Source organism: Clostridium sp. AUH-JLR23, from assembly GCF_964238065.1.
GTDB lineage: Bacteria > Bacillota_I > Bacilli_A > Erysipelotrichales > Coprobacillaceae > Allocoprobacillus > Allocoprobacillus merdigallinarum.
Window position 1 is genome coordinate 97,087 of record NZ_CAXSKY010000001.1, and the last position, 19,837, is coordinate 116,923.

Here is a 19,837-nt window from a genome sequence, read left to right on the forward strand (position 1 = left end):
TTTTAGGAAAATTAGTATATGATAATGAAAATGATAGGGGGCTAAATAATGGAAAAAAACTATGTTGGTTGTGAAAGAAATATCACTTTGATCATGGATTTTTATGAATTAACAATGGCTTATAATTATTTTAAATTAGGAAAACAAGATGAAATTGTTTATTTTGATATGTTTTATCGTAAAAATCCTGACCAGGGTGGTTTTGTTATTTTTGCGGGTTTACAGCAGTTAATTGAAGCAATTGAAAATATGCATTTTACTGATGGGGATATTGAATATTTAAGATCATTAAATGTCTTTGATGAAGATTTCTTTGCGTATCTCAAAGATTTTCATTTTACAGGAACTATCTTTTCGGTAAGAGAAGGGACACCTGTTTTTCCATATGAACCATTAATTACAGTGAAAGCTAAACTTATTGAAGCACAGTTGATAGAAACATTTTTATTAGTGACAATTAATCATCAATCTTTAATTGCAACAAAGGCTAGACGTATTGTACAGGAAGCAAAAGGGCGTGCTGTGATGGAATTTGGAGCACGTCGTGCTCAAGGATATGATGGCGCTCATTATGGGGCACGAGCTGCTTATATTGGCGGAGTGGCAGGAAGTGCGACTGTATCTGCTGGAAAAGATTTTGGAATACCTGTATTAGGAACAATGGCACATTCATTTGTACAGTCTTTTGATTCGGAATATGAAGCATTTAAAGCTTATGCTCAAATTTATCCTGATAATTGTGTTTTGCTTGTTGATACTTATGATACTTTAAAAAGTGGTGTTCCTCACGCTATACGTGTTGCTGAAGAGGTTTTAGCACCAATGGGGAAAAGATTAAAAGGAATTCGTTTAGACAGTGGAGATATTGCTTATTTAACTAAAAAAGCCAGAATGATGTTAGATGTTGCAGGATTGCATGACTGTAAAATTACAGTTTCTAATTCATTGGATGAGTATTTAATTCGTTCAGTGTTGGAACAAGGCGCTCAGATAGATTCATTTGGTGTAGGTGAAAATATGATTGTCTCTAAATCTTCACCAGTTTTTGGTGGTGTATATAAACTTGCTGCTATTGAAAAAGATGGAGAAATTATTCCTAAAATTAAAATATCTGAAAATACTGAAAAAATTACAAATCCAGGATTTAAAAAAGTTTATCGTTTAATTGAAAAAGAAACTCATAAAGCCATTGCTGATATTATTGCTTTCCATGATGAAGTTTTAGATGAAAATCAAGATCTTACAATTTATCATCAATTAGATGCATGGAAACATAAAACACTTTATGCTGGAACATATGAAATTCAACCATTGCAGACACTTGTGTTTGAAAATGGAAAAAATGTTTATCCATATTATTCTTTAGATGAAATTAGAGTATATTCTAATCAGCAAAAACAATTATTATGGGATGAAATTTTCCGTTTAGAATACCCTCATTTGTATTATGTTGATTTAACTCAGAAATTATTAGATTATAAGCTAAAAATGTTAGCGAAAGGGAAAAAAGGACATTAGTCCTTTCTTTTTAAAGGATTTTATTTATGATTATTACAGTTGTAGGATTAGGTGTTATTGGTGGTAGTTTTGTTAAAGCTTTAAAAGGAAAAGGATATGATGTTTATGGAGTGGATTGCGATCAGCAGACTTTAGAAATGGCGAAAGCTGAAGGGTGTATTATTGAAGGGTATCTTGATGGACATCAGATTATTTCACAGAGTGATTTAACGATTATTTGTTTGTATCCATCAAAAGTTTTAGATTTTATTTCTGAACATACTTTTAAAAAAGGAAGTATTGTTACAGATGTTGTTGGTATTAAATCATATTTTTTAAATCAAGCCTTATCAAGAATAGATCAGGATGTCGAATATATTAGTGGTCATCCTATGGCTGGTCGTGAAAAAAAAGGCTATTTGTATGCCAGTCAGGAAGTTTTTCAAAATGCAAATTATATAGTTATTCAGCATGAACATAATCAGATAGATAAAATTGATTGGATGCGTCAATTTGTAGGACAACTAGGTTTTAAGAGTGTGAAAATCATGAGTCCTTATGATCATGATGAAATTATTTCCTATACATCACAATTACCACACACATTAGCTGTAGCATTGATGAATAGTGATGATGAAAAATATGAAACAGGTAAATATATTGGAGATTCTTTCCGTGATTTAACGAGAATTGCTAATATCAATGCAGATTTATGGGCAGAACTTTTCTTTCATAATCGTGATTATTTATTGGCTTCTATGGAGCGTTTTGAAAAGCAATTTGATTTGTTAAAACAAGCTATTGCTTCAGGAGATGAAAAATCTTTAAAGGAAATGTTTTGGCAATCATCTAAGCGTAGAGAAAAGTTAGAAAAATAAGTCATCAAAGAATTAAGAGAGTAGATTTATCAATGAAAAGATGAAGATACTCTTTTTATAAAAAAATTATATTTTATAAAATAAAAAAGCTTTGAATTTAAGAAGTAAAATTAAAATATGGAGTCAAATGAGAGCAATCATTTGTAAAAAAAACGAAAAAAGGTATTGCATAAATGGGGAAAATATTATATACTAGGTGAGCAACGAGTTAAGGAAGTTGGTTCCATAGCCAAGTTGGTAAGGCTACAGACTGCAACTCTGTCATCGTCGGTTCGAGTCCGGCTGGAACCTCCAACTGCCCAGGTGGCGAAATTGGTAGACGCACAGGACTTAAAATCCTGCGGACCTTAAAATCCGTGCCGGTTCGACTCCGGCCCTGGGCACCATTCAAAAAAAAGAATTTGAAAAAAATGAAAAAAAGTGTTGCAATTGAATAAGAAATGTGATATTATTGAATGGCACTGTTAAGAGGCGCTAGTAGCTCAACTGGATAGAGTGCTTGACTACGGATCAAGAGGTTGTGGGTTCGATTCCTGCCTAGCGCGCCAATCAAATATACGAACGGGAAGTAGCACAGCTTGGTAGTGCACCTGGTTTGGGACCAGGGGGTCGCAGGTTCGAATCCTGTCTTCCCGACCATTGTAATGGGGCTTTAGCTCAGCTGGGAGAGCGCCTGCTTTGCACGCAGGAGGTCAGCGGTTCGATCCCGCTAAGCTCCACCATTATGTTGCGGAGGTTTACCCAAGTCCGGCTGAAGGGATCGGTCTTGAAAACCGACAGGGGATGAAAGTCCCGCGGGGGTTCGAATCCCTCAACCTCCGCCATTTATTAAATTTCATATCGCGGGATGGAGCAGTCTGGTAGCTCGTCGGGCTCATAACCCGAAGGTCGTTGGTTCAAATCCTTCTCCCGCAACCAAATGGTCTGGTAGTTCAGTTGGTTAGAATGCCGCCCTGTCACGGCGGAGGTCGCGGGTTCGAGCCCCGTCCAGACCGCCATTTATTTTGGTTCCGTAGCTCAGTCGGTAGAGCAGAGGACTGAAAATCCTCGTGTCGCTGGTTCGATTCCGGCCGGAACCACCATTTTTATCAAAAACGATTCACTACATGGCGGGGTAGCTCAGTTGGCTAGAGCAATCGGTTCATACCCGGTGGGTCGGGGGTTCGAATCCCTTCCCCGCTACCATTAAGTTTAATAGTGGTGAATACCACTTTTTATTTTACTTGGACCCTTAGCTCAGTTGGTTAGAGCTATCGGCTCATAACCGATCGGTCGAAGGTTCGAGTCCTTCAGGGTCCACCAAGATGTATGCAACCTCTTTATGAGGTTTTTTTATTTTTTTATATTATAATTTGTGTTATGATATTTTTATGATATTCATATATATTTCATAACAATGTTATATATTGATATAAAAGTAGGTGATTTGATGGATGATATGAAATATATGGGGTTAACATATCAACAGGTAGAAGAACGTAAGCAACGAGGGCTTATTAATATATCACATGATAATATTTCAAAAACAAAAAAACAAATTGTTTTAGAACATACTTTGACTTATTTCAACTGTTTAAATGTTTTTTTAGCAGCCATTATTATTTCTACTGGTCGTTGGACCAATTTAACCTTTATGGTTGTCATCTTTATTAATGCTTTTATTGGTATTTATCAGGAGTTTAAGGTTAAGAAAATTATTGATCAGTTAACTGTTGTGACAGTTAAGAAAGTAAAAGTTATAAGAAATCAAGAAGAAATCATTATTCCTACGGAAGAATTGGTTTTAGATGATATTGTTTTTTTAGAAATGGGTAATCAAATAGGAAGTGACTGTATCGTTTTAAGTTCGCAGGGAATGGAAGTTAATGAAGCTATGTTAACTGGTGAATCTGAACCTGTTAAGAAGTATAAAGATGATGAGTTGCTTTCAGGTAGTTTTGTAGTTGCCGGAAGTGCTTATGCGAAGGTTATTCGTGTAGGGAATGATAATTATTCCACTAAGCTTGTTCATAAAGCGAAAAATAAAAATAAAGCTTCTTCTGAAATGAAAGATTCTATTGAAAAAGTGATTAAAGTTTTAAGTGTTGTGATTATTCCAGTTGGTATCGTATTGTTTTTTTCACAACGTAGTGCCTTTCCAAATGATTTAGCCAGTGCCATTGTTAAAACTGTAGCTGGTGTCGTTGGAATGATTCCTGAAGGTTTGGTTTTATTAACAAGTTTATCATTTATCATTGGTGTTGGGAAATTGGCGCGTAAAAAGGCCTTGATTCAAGAAATGGAAGCTATTGAAGCTTTAGCAAGGGTAGATGTCTTATGCTTAGATAAAACAGGAACCATTACAACAGGTGAACTCAAAGTTGAAGAAGTGATACCTGTTGAGCCATATCGTTTAAAGGAAATAGAATATATTATGGGTGTGATGGCTCATGAGTTTGATGATGTCAATGCAACGCAATTAGCATTGCAAGACTATTTCTTTAAACAAGACAACGTTATTGTGAATAAACGTATTCCTTTTTCATCTCAAAGAAAGATGCGTGCCTTAAGTATTCAAGGAAATGGTAACTATGTCTTAGGAGCACCAGAATTTTTATTACCATCAGATCATGTTGTTTTAAATCAGGCCGATGAATATGCCCAAAAGGGATTTCGTGTTCTTTTGTTAGGAAAAACAGATTTGATTGATGAACAAAAATCCAAGATTGGTCAAGTCAAGCCAATCGCACTTATTATTATTTATGATTGTATTCGTCCTGAAGCTAAAGAAACATTACATTTCTTTGAAAATGCAAATGTGGATATACGTATATTATCAGGGGATAATCCAGCAACTGTATCTCGTGTTGCGCAATTAGCTGGATTAAAGAATGGTCATCTCTATATTGATGCTTCAACATTACCTGAAGATGATATGGAATTAGAAAATATTGTTGCACATTATCATGTTTTTGGTCGTGTTAAACCAGAACAGAAACAGCGTATTATTAAAGCACTACAGGTAAATGAGCATGTTGTTGGAATGGTTGGAGATGGAGTAAATGATGTTCTGGCACTTAAAGATGCTGATTGTGGTATCGCTATGGCCGCGGGAAGTGATGCTGCTAAACAGGCTGCACATATTGTTTTATTAGATTCTTCTTTCGCATCTATGGTTGATATTGTGAAAGAGGGGAGAGCTATTATTGCAGATATTGAAAGAGTCAGCTCACTTTATTTAACCAAAACAATTTATTCAACAGTATTAGCCTTGATTTTTGCGGTTTTAAGAATGAGTTATCCATTTACACCGTTACAGTTAAGTTTAATTAGTGGTTTAGCAATCGGTTTACCTAGTTTCTTGTTGACTCTGGAACGTTCATCGTCTTTATCATCACAAGGTTTTTTGAAACATGTCATTTCGACAGCTTTGCCTTGTGCCCTGACTATGATCATTTATATGCTGGCCATTACCTGGATTGGAAAAGAATTCCATTTTGATGCCAAAATGTTATCTACATATTATTATTTAGTTGCTGGTTTTATCAGTTTTCTGGTCGTTTTTGTTGTATGTTTGCCATGGAATCGTATAAGAGTCATTGTTACGAGTACGATTACAGTTGTTTTTTATCTCATATTGATGATAATGCATGATTTCTTTGAGATTTATTCACTTTTCTCAAAATCATTAATTTTCATTATTCCAATATGTTTGAGCAGTATTTTTGTATTATTGATTTTAAAAAAAGCAATTGTCCTTTTATATCAACACTTTGAATGTCATTAACGCAATAATTTTAAATTATAAACTGAAATGTGAGTTTTATCTTTAGATAAAATTTGTTGACATTGTTCTTTAGCTAGATCAAAGAGCTTATAAGGATGAATATTAATGGTTGATACATAAGCACCACATTTGATTTGAAATGAACATGTATGATGTAGGTATTCAAATGTTTTGTTTTTCAAATATGAATGAAATTGAATAAAAGCAATTTCAATCAGTTCTTCATTTGTATTAAACATAACTAAAAAGAAGAAGTTGGATCTTTCATAATAGAGGTGAGCATCACCAAAATCAAAGAATTCATTCATTTTTGTTGCTAAATGTTTTGAAATATGAAAATAAAGTTGAGGATATTCTTCAATATGATAGGGTATAATTTGATATTCAATATATATTCCTGTTAAAAAGCGTACAGTAGAAGGAATATGTAACTGTTTAAAGAAAGGATATAGATTTTTTTGATAATCAATATGCTGATAGGAAAAATCTGGATCTAAAATTGGAAATTGATATTGATTATTCGTTGAATCATATATATGCATTTTTAATCACCATGATTAACTTTAACATGTTTTCAATAAGAAAAATGTCGATTGTTGTCATGAATTGTATAAATAAGTCCTGAATGGACTTATTTTTATTTATAAACATATAAATGAATAGGTGAGTCTATGGATAAAAAACAATACCTTATCATTGGGTTTGGTTTATTAATATATATTATTATTTTAAAATATATGTTTTCTTTGCTTTTTCCATTTATATTAGCTATTCTCTGTTTTTTTGTTTTAAAGCCATTGATTGATCGTATTCAACAGTATATTCCATTACAAAAAAGTGCTATAGGTATTTCTTTGCTACTATTTATTTATCTTGCTTTAGCATTCCTTTTGGGCATATTAATAACAGCTTTATTTTGTTTATGTGTCCACTTTTTTCAACAATTGCCTGTGTATTATGATTCTATTTTTTTACCCTTTATATATAAAATAACAAAACTTTTAGAAAATATCTTTTCTTTTGTACCACAAGATTTTGTAATCATCTTTCAAAACTGGATTAATCAGAATATGCTTGATTTCATATCTTTTGCATCATCTTTTATTAAATCTATTCCTTCATTTCTTTTATCTTTCTTCATATTTGTGATTTCTACATTTTTTCTTGTTTTAGATTATGAAGATATGAAAGGTTGTTTTTTACGACTCTTACAAAAAAAGACATGTTTTCAACTTGTAAAGTTTAAAAATAGAGTCTTAAAAAGTTTATGGATTTACATGAAATGTCAGATTATTTTAATGTTTGTAACATTTTTAATTTTATTGATTGCTTTTCTTATTTTAAAGATTGATTCACCGTTACTTTATGCTTTTACAATTTGTTTGCTGGACAGTTTGCCATTTATTGGAATTGGAATTATTTTAATACCTATGATGGTTTTATATTTATTTCAAGGGGCATATATGAAGGCAATTTATTTATTTTGCTTATATCTGATTATTAATATGATACGTAGTTTTCTTGAACCACATATCATGAATAAAGAAATGAAAATTCCTGCTTTTTTATTATTGGTATCTATGGTTCTGCATATTCATTTTTTTGGTATAGCTGGCGTTATTCTTTCACCCATTCATATGAGTTTTATTTATCAGTATTTTCATAAAAGTGAGGATTTGATATAATAAACTTTAGGAAGGTGATGGTTATGAATAAAAAATATTTTTTCTTTGATATAGATGGAACACTTACAAATAAGCAAACAGGTGAATTGATACCTAGTGCAAAAACAACAATCAAAAAATTACAGGACAATGGTCATTTTGTATGTATTGCGACAGGAAGAGCTTATTATAAAACAAAAGAATTTGCGAAAGAAGCAGGATTTCACCATATTGTAAGTAATGGAGGCGCTGCTATTACAATGAATGATCAGCTTATTGAAAATAAACCTTTGGATCGTCAAAAAGCTATTGCGTTATGTCAGGAAGCTCATCAAAAAGGATTTGGACTTCTTATTTCACCTAATGATAGTATTGATGTTATTATGAATGATGAATTATTTATTCAACAGGTTGGATATAGAAAAGAACCAACTAGATATTTCTTTGATTCATCATTAACTTATCAGGATATTCAAGATTATTATAAAATTTATATTGCTGTGGATGAAAAGCATGAACATGAATTAACACTTCTTGATTCAATTGGACATATTCGTTTTATGAAAGAATATTTAACATATCAGCATGATGCTAAAGATGAAGGTATTTTCAAAATGTTAGAGTATGTTCATGGTCAAGCTGAAGATGTCGTTGTTTTTGGGGATGATTATAATGATTTGATTATGTTTAAACCAGAATGGACATCAATTGCAATGGGAAATGCCTGTCAAGAATTGAAAGATAAAGCGAGCTTTATTACAAAAGCAAGTTATGAAGATGGTATTGAATATGCCTGTCAATATTTTGGATGGATTTAAATATCTATTTATTGTATACAATTATACAAAATAGTGATATAATGGACTTAATATAGAAAAAGGGGTGAGAATCTATGAATGATCAAATCCAAGATTTTTTTGAAAAGTCCTTAGTTGAAAATCATATAGATAATGAACTTTATCAAACTTATTCTGTGAAAAAAGGTTTACGTAATGAAGATGGTACAGGAGTATTGGTTGGATTAACTAAAATTTCTGATGTTGTTGGATATAAAATCCAAGATGGAGAAAAAACAGATGATTATGGAAGTCTTTATTATCGTGGTATTAATGTTGACGACATTATAAATGGTCAAAGAAAAGAGAAAAGATATTTATTTGAAGAAGTGTGTTTTTTAATTCTTTTTGGTTATTTGCCTTCATATGATGAGTTTGAAAAATTCAAAAAAGTTTTAAGTGATCGTTATGAATTGCCTCCACATTATTTAGAGGCCAATATCTTAGGATTTCCAGCTAAAAACTTAATGAATAAATTACAGCAGGAAGTATTGATGTTATATGGTTATGATGATGATCCTGATAATACAAGTATAATAGAAACTCTTAATAAGGGAATTGATTTATTGGCTAAGATTCCAAGTATTGTCTGTTATACATATCAGACAAAAGTTCATTATTTTGATGAAAAGAGTCTGGTTATTCATCATGTTCAAAAAGATTTAAGTATTGCTGAAACGATTTTATCTTTATTGAGAAATGACGGAAAATTTACTCAAAAAGAAGCAGAAGCTTTAGATATTGCATTGGTTTTACATGCGGACCATGGTGGAGGAAATAACTCTACATTTACCAATGTTGTTATTTCTTCAACAGGAACAGATATATATTCTTCAGTAGCAGGAGCTATTGGCTCTTTAAAAGGACCACGTCATGGAGGAGCAAATTTAGCTGTAAAAAAACAAATGGAAAACGTTATTGAAGAAATATCATTAGATGCAACTGATGATCAAATAAAAATGATTATTAATCGTATTTTGGATAAAGATTTCAATGATGGCAGTGGTCTTGTTTATGGAATTGGACATGCTGTTTATACATTAAGTGATCCTCGTAGTGAGATGTTAAGTCAAATCTGTGAGGAATTAGCCATTGAAAAAGGGCGTTATCAGGAATATTTATTTTATAAACGTTTTGGTGAAATTGCTGTTCAAGAAATTTATCAACAAAAAGGAATCCATGTCTGTACGAATGTCGACTTTTATAGTGGGCTTGTTTACAATATGTTGAATATACCGAGTGATCTTTATACATTATTATTTGTTGTTGCAAGAACAGTAGGGTGGATCGCACATAATGTAGAAAACAAATTATATTCAAACCGTATTATCAGACCAGCTACAAAATATGTTGGGACATTAAAAGACTATCAGCCAGTTGAAAAACGTAAATAAAAAGCAAGTCTAAGCTTGCTTTTCTTTTTGCATTTTTAAACGATAAGTTAATGATGATGGATGCTTTTGGCCAATAGCAATATAAATAAGAATAGATAAAATATTTGCTATAGCAATGATAGCAAACATATAATTATATCCAATCATATCAATCAAAACACCAGCGATTCTTCCACCTAAACCAATTCCCATATCATAAGCACATAGAAATGTTGAATTGGCTGCACCTCTTCTTTGAGGTGGTGCAATACTCACGGACATAGACTGTAAGGCGGGTTCAATTCATCCAAAGACATAACCAGAAAGAGCTGCTGAAAGAAGAAAAGTGATGTTATGAGGAATGAAAGCTATCAGGAATAATGCAATAAACATACACATATGACATGTGTAAACAAAGATAACTTCCTCTTTTTGATTGGCCACTTTTCCTATGAAAATTCTTGTTAAGAATAACATGACAGCCACAATTGTAAAATATATTCCTCCTTTAAATGACAAAAAAGGCATAAGTCCATAATCTGGACTTACACCTTTTCGTTGCTCGATAACGTTGATATTATAGCAAAATCATTTTTAAAATGTAAAAGTTTGTTTAAACAAATCTCTATATATTCATTATTTAACAACTTTTGTCCAATGATATTTATCTTCAAGACGCCCCCATTGAATACCTGTTAGAGTGTCATAAAGTTTTTGTGTGAGAGGACCTGTTTTAAAGTCATGAATCGTTATTTTTTCACCTTTATAACAAAGTTCACCAATTGGAGAAATAACAGCAGCTGTACCCGTTCCCCATGCTTCTTTTAATTGACCAGTACGACCCGCTTCCATGAGTTCATCAATACTTAAATCACGTTCTTCTACTTTATATCCCATATCTTTTAAGATATGTATAATAGAATCTCTTGTCACACCAGGTAAGACAGAACCTTCAAGCGCCGCTGTCACAACGGTATCATCAATAAGGAACATGACATTCATAGTTCCAACTTCTTCAACATATTTTCTATGAACACCATCTAACCAAAGAACCTGTGTATATCCGTTCTGTTCAGCTTTGACTTGTGCAGCAATGCTGGCAGCATAATTTCCACCACATTTTGTAAAACCGGTACCACCTTTGACCGCTCTGACAAATTCATCTTCAACCCAAATTTTTACTGGGTTTACACCTTCAGGATAATAAGCACCTACTGGTGAAAGAATGATGATGAAACGATAACTGTCAGCAGGATGTACCCCAACGCCTGGTTGAGAAGCATACATAAATGGACGAATATATAAAGATGTATCTGGTGCAGTTGGAATCCAATCTTGTTCAAATTTAACAATGGCTTCAACCGCTTCTACAAACATATCTTCAGGAAGTTCAGCCATACATAGACGTTTGTTAGAATTAATCATACGTTTTCCATTCATTTCTGGTCTGAAAAGTAAAATATCGCCATTTGGATTACGGTAAGCTTTTAATCCTTCAAATGTTTCTTGAGCATAGTGTAAAACCATTGTGGCTGGATCCATTGGAATGGGTCCATAAGGGACAATGCGTGCATCATGCCAACCTTGATCTTTATCCCAATCCATAATGAACATATGATCAGTAAAATATTTTCCAAAACCTAACTGATCTTGATTAGGTTTTTCTTTTAAAGTTTGTGCTTTTTCAATTCTTATTTCCATAAAAATCCCCCTTTTTGATTAAAGAAATTATACTCTTTTTTAAAGTTGTATACAATGTTTTTTTGAAATGAAATAATGAAAAAACGTTATATTTTCTATAATTCATAAATTTGTTTATAAAAAATTGTTATATTGGTATAAAATGGTAATGAACAATTTTAGTGAAAAGGACATTGAGTTGCAAGAAATAGAAAAATCATATATAATATTTCTGTTAATATTTTGAAAGGGAGTGTATTTGTGGAGTATATAACACTGATTGGAATCGTTATCATCGTTGTAGGATTTGCCTTAAAATTAGATGTTTTAGCGACTGTTATTATTTCAGGAATTGTGACTGGTTTAGTTTCTGGAATGAGTTTTATTGAAATATTAGAAATCTTAGGAAGTTCTTTTGTTTCTAATCGTTTAATGTCAATTTTCTTAATTATTTTCCCAGTTATTGCGATTATCGAAAGATATGGTTTAAAAGAAAGAGCTGCATATTTAATTGGTAAAATAAAAAATGCATCGGCTGGAAAAGTCTTAGCGATTTACTCTGTTATTCGTACTATTGCTTCTGCATTAAATATTAGAATTGGTGGGGTTGTACAGTTTGTAAGACCATTAATTTATCCAATGGCTCAAGCAGCAGGTGAAAAAGTTAAAGGTGGAGAGTTAGATGAAAAAGAAGAAGAATCATTAAAAGGATTATCTTCTGCAGTAGAAAACTATGGAAACTTCTTTGCACAAAACTGTTTCCCAGCTGCCAGTGGTGTTGTTTTGATGTATGGAACAATGGCTGAAGCAGGATTTACAGAAGTGACTCTTGCATCCATTGCAACGGCTTCTATATATATTGCGGTTATTTCTGTAGCATTAACATTTGTTCAAGTCTTTTTATATGACAGAAAAATCAAGAAGGGAGGAAATAAATAATGTTAGACTTTTTAACAATCTATCTTCCTGAATTCTTCTATGTTTTATGTGCATTTGTAAGTTTTGATACTGCTTATCGTGCAACACGTAATAAAGAAGCAAAAGTAGGAACAACATTATTCTGGGCTTTATTAGGTGTCATTTTTATGTTAGGAAAATTACTTCCTAATGTTTTAATTGGAGCTATGCTTGTTGTTATGGGATGCTTAACAGCAACAAATCAGGTGAAAATGGGTGAATTTACAGAATCAACTCATGAATTCCGTCAACAAGCGAGTGAAAAATTAGGAAATAAAATCTTTATTCCTGCTGTTTCTATTGGGGTTATGGCTTTAATTTTATCATTAATTCAATATAATGCTGAAACAGCACAGACATTTTTCTTGAAATTAAGTAATTTCTTTACTTTACAATTATTTTCATTTGGTAGCAGTGCAGGAAATCCAACTGCATTAGATGGTGCCGTTATGACAGGAATTGCATGTCTTGTAGCACTTGTTTTAGCGATGATCATTTGTAAACCAAAATTATCTGAAACACGTAGTGATACATCACGTTTATTAATGCAAGTAGGAGCTTCTTGTTTATTACCACAGTTGTTAGGAGCTTTAGGAAGTGTTTTTAATGAAGCAGGTGTTGGAGATGTTATTTCAAACATTATTTCAAGTGTTATCCCATCTGGTAATATTGTGATTGGTGTTATTGTTTATGTTTTAGGTATGGTTATCTTTACAATGATTATGGGTAATGCTTTTGCGGCATTTACCGTTATTACCATTGGTATTGGGATTCCATTTGTTATTAATCAAGGTGGAGATCCATCAATTGTAGCTGCTTTAGGTATGACAGCTGGATATTGTGGTACACTATTAACGCCAATGGCAGCAAACTTCAATATTGTTCCTTGTGCCGTTTTAGAAACAAAAGATCAAAAATGGGCTGTTATTAAATCACAGCTTCCAATGGCTATGATCATGATTGTTATTCATATTGTATTAATGCTTGTCTTAGCATTTTAGGAGGTATAAAAGATGAAAATTTTAGTGACTGGTTTTGACCCATTTGGTGGAGATAAAATTAATCCCGCGATTGAATCTGTAAAATTATTGCCTGATGAAATTGCAGGAGCTCAGATTATAAAATTAGAAATTCCAACCATTTGTCATCAATCTTTAAAGGTCATTGATGAAGCAATTGCTAAATATGATCCAGATGTTGTTTTATCTATTGGCCAGGCTGGAGGACGTACAGCTATCACTGTTGAAAGAATTGGAATTAATATTGATGATTGCCGTATTCCTGATAATGCTGGGCAACAGATTATTGATGAACCTGTTTTTGAAGATGGACCTGCAGCTTATTTTTCTAATTTACCAATAAAGGCCATGGTTGCACGAATTTGTGAAAAGAATATACCAGCTGCAGTATCTAATACGGCAGGGACATTTGTATGCAATCATGTGTTATATGGAGTTAGACACATAATTGAAACGAAATATCCAGGGAAAAGAAGTGGATTTATACATATTCCATTTTTACCAGAACAAGTTATTGAAAGAGCAAACACTGCAAGCATGAGTTTATCAACTATAGTAGAAGGTTTATGCGCAGCTATTGAAGCTATTGTAGATACTAAAGAAGATTTAAAAGTAACAGGTGGAGCGACACATTAATGGCAAAAGTATTTGTATATGGAACTTTAAGACAAGGTATGTATAATTATGACATTTATTTAAAAGATCAAGCAACATATTGTGGTCATGGTTATATAAAAGGTAGTTTAATGACAATTATTGGTAAAATTTATCCTGCTTATTTATGTGAAGGTCAGGATATGATTTTTGGTGAAGTTTATGATGTTAATGATCAGACTTTAGCTCATCTTGATGAGTTAGAAAGCTATTTTGGTGAAGATTGTCAAAATAATGAATATAATAAAATTTATATGGATATTTTAGATAATGATGGAAAAGTTAAAGATCAAGCATATGTTTATGAGTTTAATATGGATAATCCTATGAATGTCAATCTTTTAGGTAAAGATATCCTAGAACATGATTATGTTCAATATATGCAAAAGAAAAAATTAAATTCACAAAATTTATTTGATGATGAAGATATGTTTTATTAAAGAGTGTTTATATTGAAACAAGTCTATTATAAATGTAAAAAACCACGTCCTTTGAATGAACTCTAAAAGTTCAATTCATGGCGTGGTTTTTACTATTCAATTATTTCTATTTGTAAAGACTTCATAACGTCAATACTTTTTTGATGAGTGATTTGATCACTGCTGGCACAACCTTTTAAATCTACACGTACGGGCGTGTCAGGTAAAGCGGATTTGACCATGATCGCATTCGATAAAACACAAATATGAGAAACAAGTCCAACTAAAGTAACACTTTCATATTCTTTATTTTTTAAATCATTAGCCATTTCTAAAGATGGAAATGTTTCTTTCTTATAGCAGGTACAGTCACTTAATAATTCTTTCACTTTTCCATATAACTGCCATCCTGGTGTATTTTCTATACAATGGGCAATAGGAAGATGCAATCCTTCATAAGTCTGTAGATAATTTGTTTGATGTGTATCCATTGTATAGATAATATCATCATGATTTTGTTGGAATGTCTGAATTAAATGGACAATATGATTTTCTAGTTGAGGAGCTTCATCAAATCCTAAACTACCAGTCACAAAGTCATTTTGAAAATCAACAACAATTAATAATTTTTTCATGTTTTCACCTCAATATTATTTTACTGCTTGTTTGAAGCATGTCAATGATATTGAAAAAGATAATATTTTCATTGTTTAAAAAATGCGTTATAATGGGTAGGTAGGTGAGGTGAGAGTATGACATTAGATCAGATGAGTCCTCAAACATTGGTACAGATTGTATCTGTTAATGGTAAAGGACTTTTGAGAAGACGCTTATTAGAAATGGGTTTAACACCCCATACATTAGTGAAAATCAGGAAAGTGGCACCTATGGGGGATCCAATAGAAGTTTATTTAAGAAGCTATGTTTTGACTTTGAGGAAAGAGGATGCTGCCTTGATTGAAGTGAGGGTGGTTGATGATGAGTAAAAAAATTGCTTTAATTGGTAATCAAAATTGTGGGAAGACAACATTATTTAATGCTTTGACTGGTTCTTCTCAGCATGTTGGGAATTTTCCTGGCGTTACTGTTGAACAAAAAACAGGATTCATAAAAAAACATAAAGATGAATTAGAATTAATAGATTTACCTGGTATTTATTCATTATCACCTTATACAGCTGAAGAAATCGTTTCTATTCGTTATTTATTGGAAGAAAAACCATGTTTAATTATTAACATTATTGATGCAACGAATATGGAACGAAATCTTTATTTAACAACTCAATTATTAGAATTAAATATTCCTATGATTCTGGTTTTAAATATGATGGATGAAGTGATTACGAGTGGTAATAGCATTGATATTGATGGCTTAAAGGAACGTTTAGAAATGGATATTGTTCCTATTTCAGCAAGTAAAAATGAAGGTATTGAAGATGTTATAACGGCTATTGAAAATAATTTAGATAAGCCATCACAACATATTGATATTTGTCATGGTGTTGTGCATAAAGCTATTCATTCTATATCACATATCGTTGAACAGAGTGCACAATCTTTACAGTTGCCTTTACGTTATTGTGTGACAAAGATTATCGAAGGTGATGATGAGATGTTTGATCAATTGCATATTGATCAGGGAGATCGTCATATTATTGAGCATATTTTACAGAAGATGGAAGAAGAAGCAGGAACAGACCGTGAGGCAGCACTTGTTGATATGCGTTATTCTTTTATTGAAGATGTATGTAAGCAAACTGTTTTTATAGAAAGTGAAACAAAAGAACAAATTCGTTCTGAGAAAATTGATCGTTTATTGACACATAAATATTTAGGAATTCCTATTTTTATTCTTATTATGTTGTTGATCTTTTATTTGACATTTTCACTTATTGGAGCACCATTACAAGATTTAATGGATTCTATTATTGGAGAATTTTCAAATATGATCATTCGCCTTCTAGAACAATATGATGTTGCTTTTTGGTTACGTTCTTTAGTTGGAGATGGTATTTTGGCAGGTGTTGGAAGCGTATTATCATTTCTACCAGTGATTGTGATTTTGTTTTTCTTTTTATCAATGCTGGAAGATAGCGGTTATATGGCACGTGTTGCATTTGTCATGGATAAGGCGTTGAGAAAAATAGGATTATCAGGACGTTCTTTTGTACCTATGTTAATTGGTTTTGGATGCAGTGTTCCAGCTATTATGGCAACACGTACCTTATCCAGTGATCGAGATCGTAAGATGACAATTATTTTAACGCCATTTATGTCTTGTAGTGCGAAACTGCCTATTTATGGAATGATTATTGCGGCTTTCTTTCCTCATAAAGCAGCAATAGTCATGATAAGCATTTACTGTATTGGAATTTTAGTCGCTATTATTTCTGCTTTATTATTGAAAAATACGATATTTATTGGTGAACCTGTTCCATTTGTATTGGAGCTTCCAGCTTATCGTATTCCAACTTTAAAAAATGTCTATTTAAATGTTTTAGATAAAGCAAAGGATTTTATCCATAAAGCCTTTACTATCATTTTTATGGCTTCTATTGTGATATGGTTTTTACAAAGTTTTAGTTTTACTTTTGATTTTGTCACAGACAGTTCGCAAAGTATTTTAGCTGCAATCGGTTCATTTGTATCACCTATTTTTGCACCACTTGGTTTTAATGATTGGCGTGCTTCAACAGCTTTAATGACAGGTATTACTGCAAAAGAGTCAGTTGTTTCTACTTTAACTGTTTTAACACAATCTTCTTCAACAGCAGCTTTAAATCAAGCATTAATTGGCATTTTTACACCATTAAGTTCTTTTACATTTTTAGTTTTTACCGTTTTATATATGCCTTGTGTTGCTGCTTTTGCTGCAACAAAACGTGAATTACGTTCATGGCCTCAGGCAATTTTAACAGTCATGTTTCAAACCGGAATGGCATATCTGGTTGCGTTTGTTATCTATCAGTTAGGACAATTGCTATTATAGGAGGATAAAAAATGGAAGAAAATTATCAAACATTATTACGTATGAAAGAAAATCAGTTAATAAAGGCTTTTGAAAAAAATCAGATGTCATGTATGATTGTCAAGGATGAAAATGAATTAAAACAATATTTAAGAACTGTTTTAAAGGATCAAAAGAAAGTTGCTGTAGGAGGAAGTGTCACATTATCACAATTAGGAATTATTGATTTGATAAGGGAAAGTGATGTACAGTTTATAGATCGTTATGAAATGGGATTATCTCAAGAACAAGTGAAAGAACGTTTAAGAGAAGGGCTATTGGCAGATATATTTATTACAGGAACTAATGCTTTGACAATGGATGGATGTTTATATAATATAGATGGTACAGGGAATCGTGTAGCAGCAATGATCTTTGGTCCTAAAGATGTTTATGTTATTGCTGGAATAAATAAAATCTGTGCGAATGAACAGGAAGCGATTGAACATATACGTCAATATAGTGCACCAGCTAATGCTTTACGATTGCATAAGCATACACCTTGTACAAAGTTAGGACAATGTCAGGATTGTTTAAGTGACGAACGTATTTGCAGCAGTTACGTTAAACTTGCTTATCAGGGACAAAAAAATCGTATTCATGTCATTATTATTGAGGAAAATATAGGTTATTAGGTGAAGAGTTATGAAGAAAACAGGTATATTATTTCCTATTTCAGCATTGCCTAGTGTATATGGAGTAGGAGATTTTGGTCAAAATGCATATCAATTTATTGATAAAATAGCCGCAGCACATCTTGAAATTTGGCAGATACTGCCATTAAATCCATTAGGATATGGTCATTCCCCATATCAGCCTTTATCAAGTCATGCTGGTGATGAAATTTATTTAGATATCGAAGCTTTTATTGAAGCAGGGTTATTATATCCTGATGAAGTTCACATTGATAATCAACAGAGTTTATATGTAGATTATGCAAAGGTAAGAAAACAAAAACAAGCATATTATCGTTTGGCATTTTCACGTTTTCACGGTGATCAGCAATATCAGAAATTTGTTGAAAAAAATAAGTCATGGCTTTATTCTTATGCTATTTTTAGAGTTTTTAAATCACATCATCATGAACGTTCATGGGTTGAATGGCCAGAAGAATATAAAAATTATCAATATGATCAATCTTTTTCATTATTGCCGTTTACTAAGGATATTGATTATCAAATTTTCTTACAGTATTTCTTTTTCTTACAGTGGCAACAACTCAGAGATTATGCGCACCAAAAAAATATTGAAATTATTGGAGATATGCCTATTTATGTAGGATTAGATTCGGCAGATGTCTGGCAAAATAGAGAATGCTTTTTACTAGAAGAAGATGGAACACCTTCATTTGTAGCAGGTGTACCTCCTGATTATTTTAGTAAATTTGGACAACGTTGGGGAAATCCTATTTATAATTGGGATTATTTAAAACAACATCATTATGCTTTTTGGGTTGAGCGTATGAAAGCGAGTCAACAAATGTATGATCGTGTCAGAATTGATCATTTCAGGGGATTTGATACGTATTGGAAAATTCCAGCGAGTGAACCAACTGCTGTTATCGGGGAGTGGGTTGAAGGACCAAGTTATGATTTATTTGATACTCTGTATTCATCAATTGATCATTTGTCTATTTTAGCTGAAGATTTGGGTGATTTGCGTGATGAAGTTTATCAATTAAGAGATTACTATCATCTTAAAGGAATGTATGTTTTTCAGTTCCATTATGCCTATGATTTTGATTTTTCAAAAGTTGTTGTTTATAGTGGAACACATGATAATGATACTTTAGTTGGATGGCTCAATACTTTAGATGAAGATGAATATAAAAAATTAGAAGAACTATTACAAGATTATTCACAAAAACATATGTATCAGAAAATCTTAAATTATTGTTTAGATTTAGATGCCAAAGAAGTTATTATTCCATTTTGGGATTTGATGGGCAAAGATACATCTTGTCGCTTTAATGTACCAGGGAAAATTGGTTCTCCTAACTGGGAATATCATTTAACAGATTTTCAGGAATTTGATGTCTATTTAGAACAGTTCTCTCATATGATAAAAGAGAGCAAAAGGGGAGATTAA

18 protein-coding genes and 11 tRNA genes are annotated in these 19,837 nt (G+C 32.2%); 25 read left to right on the top strand and 4 right to left on the bottom strand.

Going from position 1 to position 19,837, the window contains the following annotated elements:
- The first annotated feature begins 48 nt into the window (after positions 1-48).
- The 14 genes from ACESR5_RS00520 to ACESR5_RS00585 all read left to right on the top strand — a co-directional run bounded on the left by ACESR5_RS00520 (position 49) and on the right by ACESR5_RS00585 (position 6,141).
- Positions 49-1,518, top strand: a complete 1,470-nt coding sequence (locus tag ACESR5_RS00520) for a nicotinate phosphoribosyltransferase (protein ID WP_373153753.1) — start codon at positions 49-51, stop codon at positions 1,516-1,518.
- 26 nt (positions 1,519-1,544) lie between these two features.
- Entirely contained in the window at positions 1,545-2,375 is an 831-nt protein-coding gene (locus ACESR5_RS00525; RefSeq protein WP_087242826.1) for a prephenate dehydrogenase, read from the top strand.
- 219 nt (positions 2,376-2,594) lie between these two features.
- Positions 2,595-2,669: transfer RNA gene (locus ACESR5_RS00530), tRNA-Cys, on the top strand.
- Between the two features lie 3 nt (positions 2,670-2,672).
- Positions 2,673-2,761: transfer RNA gene (locus ACESR5_RS00535), tRNA-Leu, on the top strand.
- An 85-nt stretch (positions 2,762-2,846) separates the two neighbouring features.
- Positions 2,847-2,923, top strand: a tRNA-Arg gene (locus tag ACESR5_RS00540).
- Positions 2,924-2,937: 14 nt separating this feature from the next.
- A tRNA-Pro gene (locus ACESR5_RS00545) sits at positions 2,938-3,014 on the top strand.
- Positions 3,015-3,021: 7 nt separating this feature from the next.
- Positions 3,022-3,097: transfer RNA gene (locus tag ACESR5_RS00550), tRNA-Ala, on the top strand.
- Positions 3,098-3,106: 9 nt separating this feature from the next.
- Positions 3,107-3,199 (top strand) — tRNA-Ser (locus ACESR5_RS00555).
- Between the two features lie 17 nt (positions 3,200-3,216).
- Positions 3,217-3,293 (top strand) — tRNA-Met (locus tag ACESR5_RS00560).
- A 3-nt stretch (positions 3,294-3,296) separates the two neighbouring features.
- Positions 3,297-3,373 (top strand) — tRNA-Asp (locus ACESR5_RS00565).
- 8 nt (positions 3,374-3,381) lie between these two features.
- Positions 3,382-3,457, top strand: a tRNA-Phe gene (locus ACESR5_RS00570).
- A gap of 26 nt (positions 3,458-3,483) precedes the next feature.
- Positions 3,484-3,560, top strand: a tRNA-Met gene (locus ACESR5_RS00575).
- A 40-nt stretch (positions 3,561-3,600) separates the two neighbouring features.
- Positions 3,601-3,677 (top strand) — tRNA-Ile (locus ACESR5_RS00580).
- 127 nt (positions 3,678-3,804) lie between these two features.
- A complete protein-coding gene (locus tag ACESR5_RS00585) occupies positions 3,805-6,141 on the top strand; it encodes an HAD-IC family P-type ATPase (protein WP_373153754.1) in 2,337 nt (778 codons plus the stop codon).
- Here ACESR5_RS00585 and ACESR5_RS00590 read toward each other — a convergent pair.
- Positions 6,138-6,683 (bottom strand): hypothetical protein, encoded by a 546-nt coding sequence (locus ACESR5_RS00590; RefSeq protein WP_289527081.1) that lies wholly within the window; start codon positions 6,681-6,683, stop codon positions 6,138-6,140. The genes ACESR5_RS00585 and ACESR5_RS00590 overlap by 4 nt on opposite strands.
- Before the next feature lie 129 nt (positions 6,684-6,812).
- Here ACESR5_RS00590 and ACESR5_RS00595 point away from each other — a divergent pair, with 129 nt between their 5' ends.
- The 3 genes from ACESR5_RS00595 (at position 6,813) to ACESR5_RS00605 (ending at position 10,035) form a co-directional block, all read left to right on the top strand.
- On the top strand, positions 6,813-7,826 hold the full coding sequence (locus tag ACESR5_RS00595) for an AI-2E family transporter (protein WP_129736390.1): 1,014 nt from the start codon (positions 6,813-6,815) through the stop codon (positions 7,824-7,826).
- A 23-nt stretch (positions 7,827-7,849) separates the two neighbouring features.
- A complete protein-coding gene (locus tag ACESR5_RS00600; RefSeq protein ID WP_087935436.1) occupies positions 7,850-8,623 on the top strand; it encodes an HAD-IIB family hydrolase in 774 nt (257 codons plus the stop codon).
- 74 nt (positions 8,624-8,697) lie between these two features.
- Entirely contained in the window at positions 8,698-10,035 is a 1,338-nt protein-coding gene (locus ACESR5_RS00605; protein ID WP_373153755.1) for a citrate synthase, read from the top strand.
- A gap of 9 nt (positions 10,036-10,044) precedes the next feature.
- Here the strand turns inward: ACESR5_RS00605 and ACESR5_RS00610 are convergent, their stop codons facing one another.
- Together ACESR5_RS00610 and ACESR5_RS00615 are read right to left on the bottom strand one after the other, a co-directional pair.
- Complete coding sequence (locus tag ACESR5_RS00610; protein WP_373153831.1) at positions 10,045-10,317, bottom strand: MFS transporter; 273 nt, start codon at positions 10,315-10,317, stop codon at positions 10,045-10,047.
- Positions 10,318-10,650: 333 nt separating this feature from the next.
- Positions 10,651-11,715, bottom strand: coding sequence for a branched-chain amino acid aminotransferase (locus tag ACESR5_RS00615; protein ID WP_373153756.1), 1,065 nt, complete (start codon positions 11,713-11,715; stop codon positions 10,651-10,653).
- Between the two features lie 240 nt (positions 11,716-11,955).
- Here ACESR5_RS00615 and ACESR5_RS00620 point away from each other — a divergent pair, with 240 nt between their 5' ends.
- The 4 genes from ACESR5_RS00620 to ACESR5_RS00635 are packed head-to-tail and all read left to right on the top strand — an operon-like array spanning position 11,956 to position 14,764.
- Positions 11,956-12,633 carry a DUF969 domain-containing protein gene (locus ACESR5_RS00620; protein WP_087242744.1) on the top strand — a complete coding sequence of 226 codons (678 nt, stop codon included), beginning with the start codon at positions 11,956-11,958 and terminating at the stop codon, positions 12,631-12,633.
- Positions 12,633-13,652 carry a DUF979 domain-containing protein gene (locus tag ACESR5_RS00625; protein WP_087935441.1) on the top strand — a complete coding sequence of 340 codons (1,020 nt, stop codon included), beginning with the start codon at positions 12,633-12,635 and terminating at the stop codon, positions 13,650-13,652. The genes ACESR5_RS00620 and ACESR5_RS00625 overlap by 1 nt, the downstream gene beginning before the upstream one ends.
- A 12-nt stretch (positions 13,653-13,664) precedes the next feature.
- On the top strand, positions 13,665-14,306 hold the full coding sequence (pcp, locus tag ACESR5_RS00630) for a pyroglutamyl-peptidase I (RefSeq protein WP_087242740.1): 642 nt from the start codon (positions 13,665-13,667) through the stop codon (positions 14,304-14,306).
- A complete protein-coding gene (locus ACESR5_RS00635) occupies positions 14,306-14,764 on the top strand; it encodes a gamma-glutamylcyclotransferase family protein (protein ID WP_191341149.1) in 459 nt (152 codons plus the stop codon). The genes pcp and ACESR5_RS00635 overlap by 1 nt, the downstream gene beginning before the upstream one ends.
- Positions 14,765-14,856: 92 nt before the next feature.
- Here the strand turns inward: ACESR5_RS00635 and ACESR5_RS00640 are convergent, their stop codons facing one another.
- Positions 14,857-15,378, bottom strand: a complete 522-nt coding sequence (locus tag ACESR5_RS00640) for a cysteine hydrolase family protein (protein WP_087297424.1) — start codon at positions 15,376-15,378, stop codon at positions 14,857-14,859.
- A 117-nt stretch (positions 15,379-15,495) separates the two neighbouring features.
- Between ACESR5_RS00640 and ACESR5_RS00645 the strand changes: the two genes are divergently transcribed.
- Genes ACESR5_RS00645 through malQ form a run of 4 tightly spaced genes read left to right on the top strand, consistent with a single transcriptional unit; the run spans position 15,496 to position 19,837 of the window.
- Positions 15,496-15,729 carry a ferrous iron transport protein A gene (locus ACESR5_RS00645; RefSeq protein WP_087242734.1) on the top strand — a complete coding sequence of 78 codons (234 nt, stop codon included), beginning with the start codon at positions 15,496-15,498 and terminating at the stop codon, positions 15,727-15,729.
- Entirely contained in the window at positions 15,722-17,731 is a 2,010-nt protein-coding gene (gene feoB / locus ACESR5_RS00650) for a ferrous iron transport protein B (RefSeq protein WP_373153758.1), read from the top strand. The genes ACESR5_RS00645 and feoB overlap by 8 nt, the downstream gene beginning before the upstream one ends.
- Before the next feature lie 11 nt (positions 17,732-17,742).
- Positions 17,743-18,384, top strand: coding sequence for a lactate utilization protein (locus tag ACESR5_RS00655; RefSeq protein WP_087297422.1), 642 nt, complete (start codon positions 17,743-17,745; stop codon positions 18,382-18,384).
- 10 nt (positions 18,385-18,394) lie between these two features.
- Entirely contained in the window at positions 18,395-19,837 is a 1,443-nt protein-coding gene (gene malQ, locus ACESR5_RS00660) for a 4-alpha-glucanotransferase (RefSeq protein WP_373153759.1), read from the top strand.

Bases quoted from the DNA above. Each gene is read 5' to 3' on its own strand.
- ACESR5_RS00590 (WP_289527081.1), bottom strand. From the start codon at position 6,683: ATGCATATATATGATTCAACGAATAATCAATATCAATTTCCAATTTTA.
- ACESR5_RS00625 (WP_087935441.1), top strand. From the start codon at position 12,633: ATGTTAGACTTTTTAACAATCTATCTTCCTGAATTCTTCTATGTTTTA.
- ACESR5_RS00595 (WP_129736390.1), top strand. From the start codon at position 6,813: ATGGATAAAAAACAATACCTTATCATTGGGTTTGGTTTATTAATATAT.
- ACESR5_RS00655 (WP_087297422.1), top strand. From the start codon at position 17,743: ATGGAAGAAAATTATCAAACATTATTACGTATGAAAGAAAATCAGTTA.
- ACESR5_RS00605 (WP_373153755.1), top strand. From the start codon at position 8,698: ATGAATGATCAAATCCAAGATTTTTTTGAAAAGTCCTTAGTTGAAAAT.
- ACESR5_RS00635 (WP_191341149.1), top strand. From the start codon at position 14,306: ATGGCAAAAGTATTTGTATATGGAACTTTAAGACAAGGTATGTATAAT.
- ACESR5_RS00600 (WP_087935436.1), top strand. From the start codon at position 7,850: ATGAATAAAAAATATTTTTTCTTTGATATAGATGGAACACTTACAAAT.
- malQ (WP_373153759.1), top strand. From the start codon at position 18,395: ATGAAGAAAACAGGTATATTATTTCCTATTTCAGCATTGCCTAGTGTA.
- ACESR5_RS00520 (WP_373153753.1), top strand. From the start codon at position 49: ATGGAAAAAAACTATGTTGGTTGTGAAAGAAATATCACTTTGATCATG.
- pcp (WP_087242740.1), top strand. From the start codon at position 13,665: ATGAAAATTTTAGTGACTGGTTTTGACCCATTTGGTGGAGATAAAATT.
- ACESR5_RS00585 (WP_373153754.1), top strand. From the start codon at position 3,805: ATGGATGATATGAAATATATGGGGTTAACATATCAACAGGTAGAAGAA.
- ACESR5_RS00525 (WP_087242826.1), top strand. From the start codon at position 1,545: ATGATTATTACAGTTGTAGGATTAGGTGTTATTGGTGGTAGTTTTGTT.
- feoB (WP_373153758.1), top strand. From the start codon at position 15,722: ATGAGTAAAAAAATTGCTTTAATTGGTAATCAAAATTGTGGGAAGACA.
- ACESR5_RS00640 (WP_087297424.1), bottom strand. From the start codon at position 15,378: ATGAAAAAATTATTAATTGTTGTTGATTTTCAAAATGACTTTGTGACT.
- ACESR5_RS00615 (WP_373153756.1), bottom strand. From the start codon at position 11,715: ATGGAAATAAGAATTGAAAAAGCACAAACTTTAAAAGAAAAACCTAAT.
- ACESR5_RS00645 (WP_087242734.1), top strand. From the start codon at position 15,496: ATGACATTAGATCAGATGAGTCCTCAAACATTGGTACAGATTGTATCT.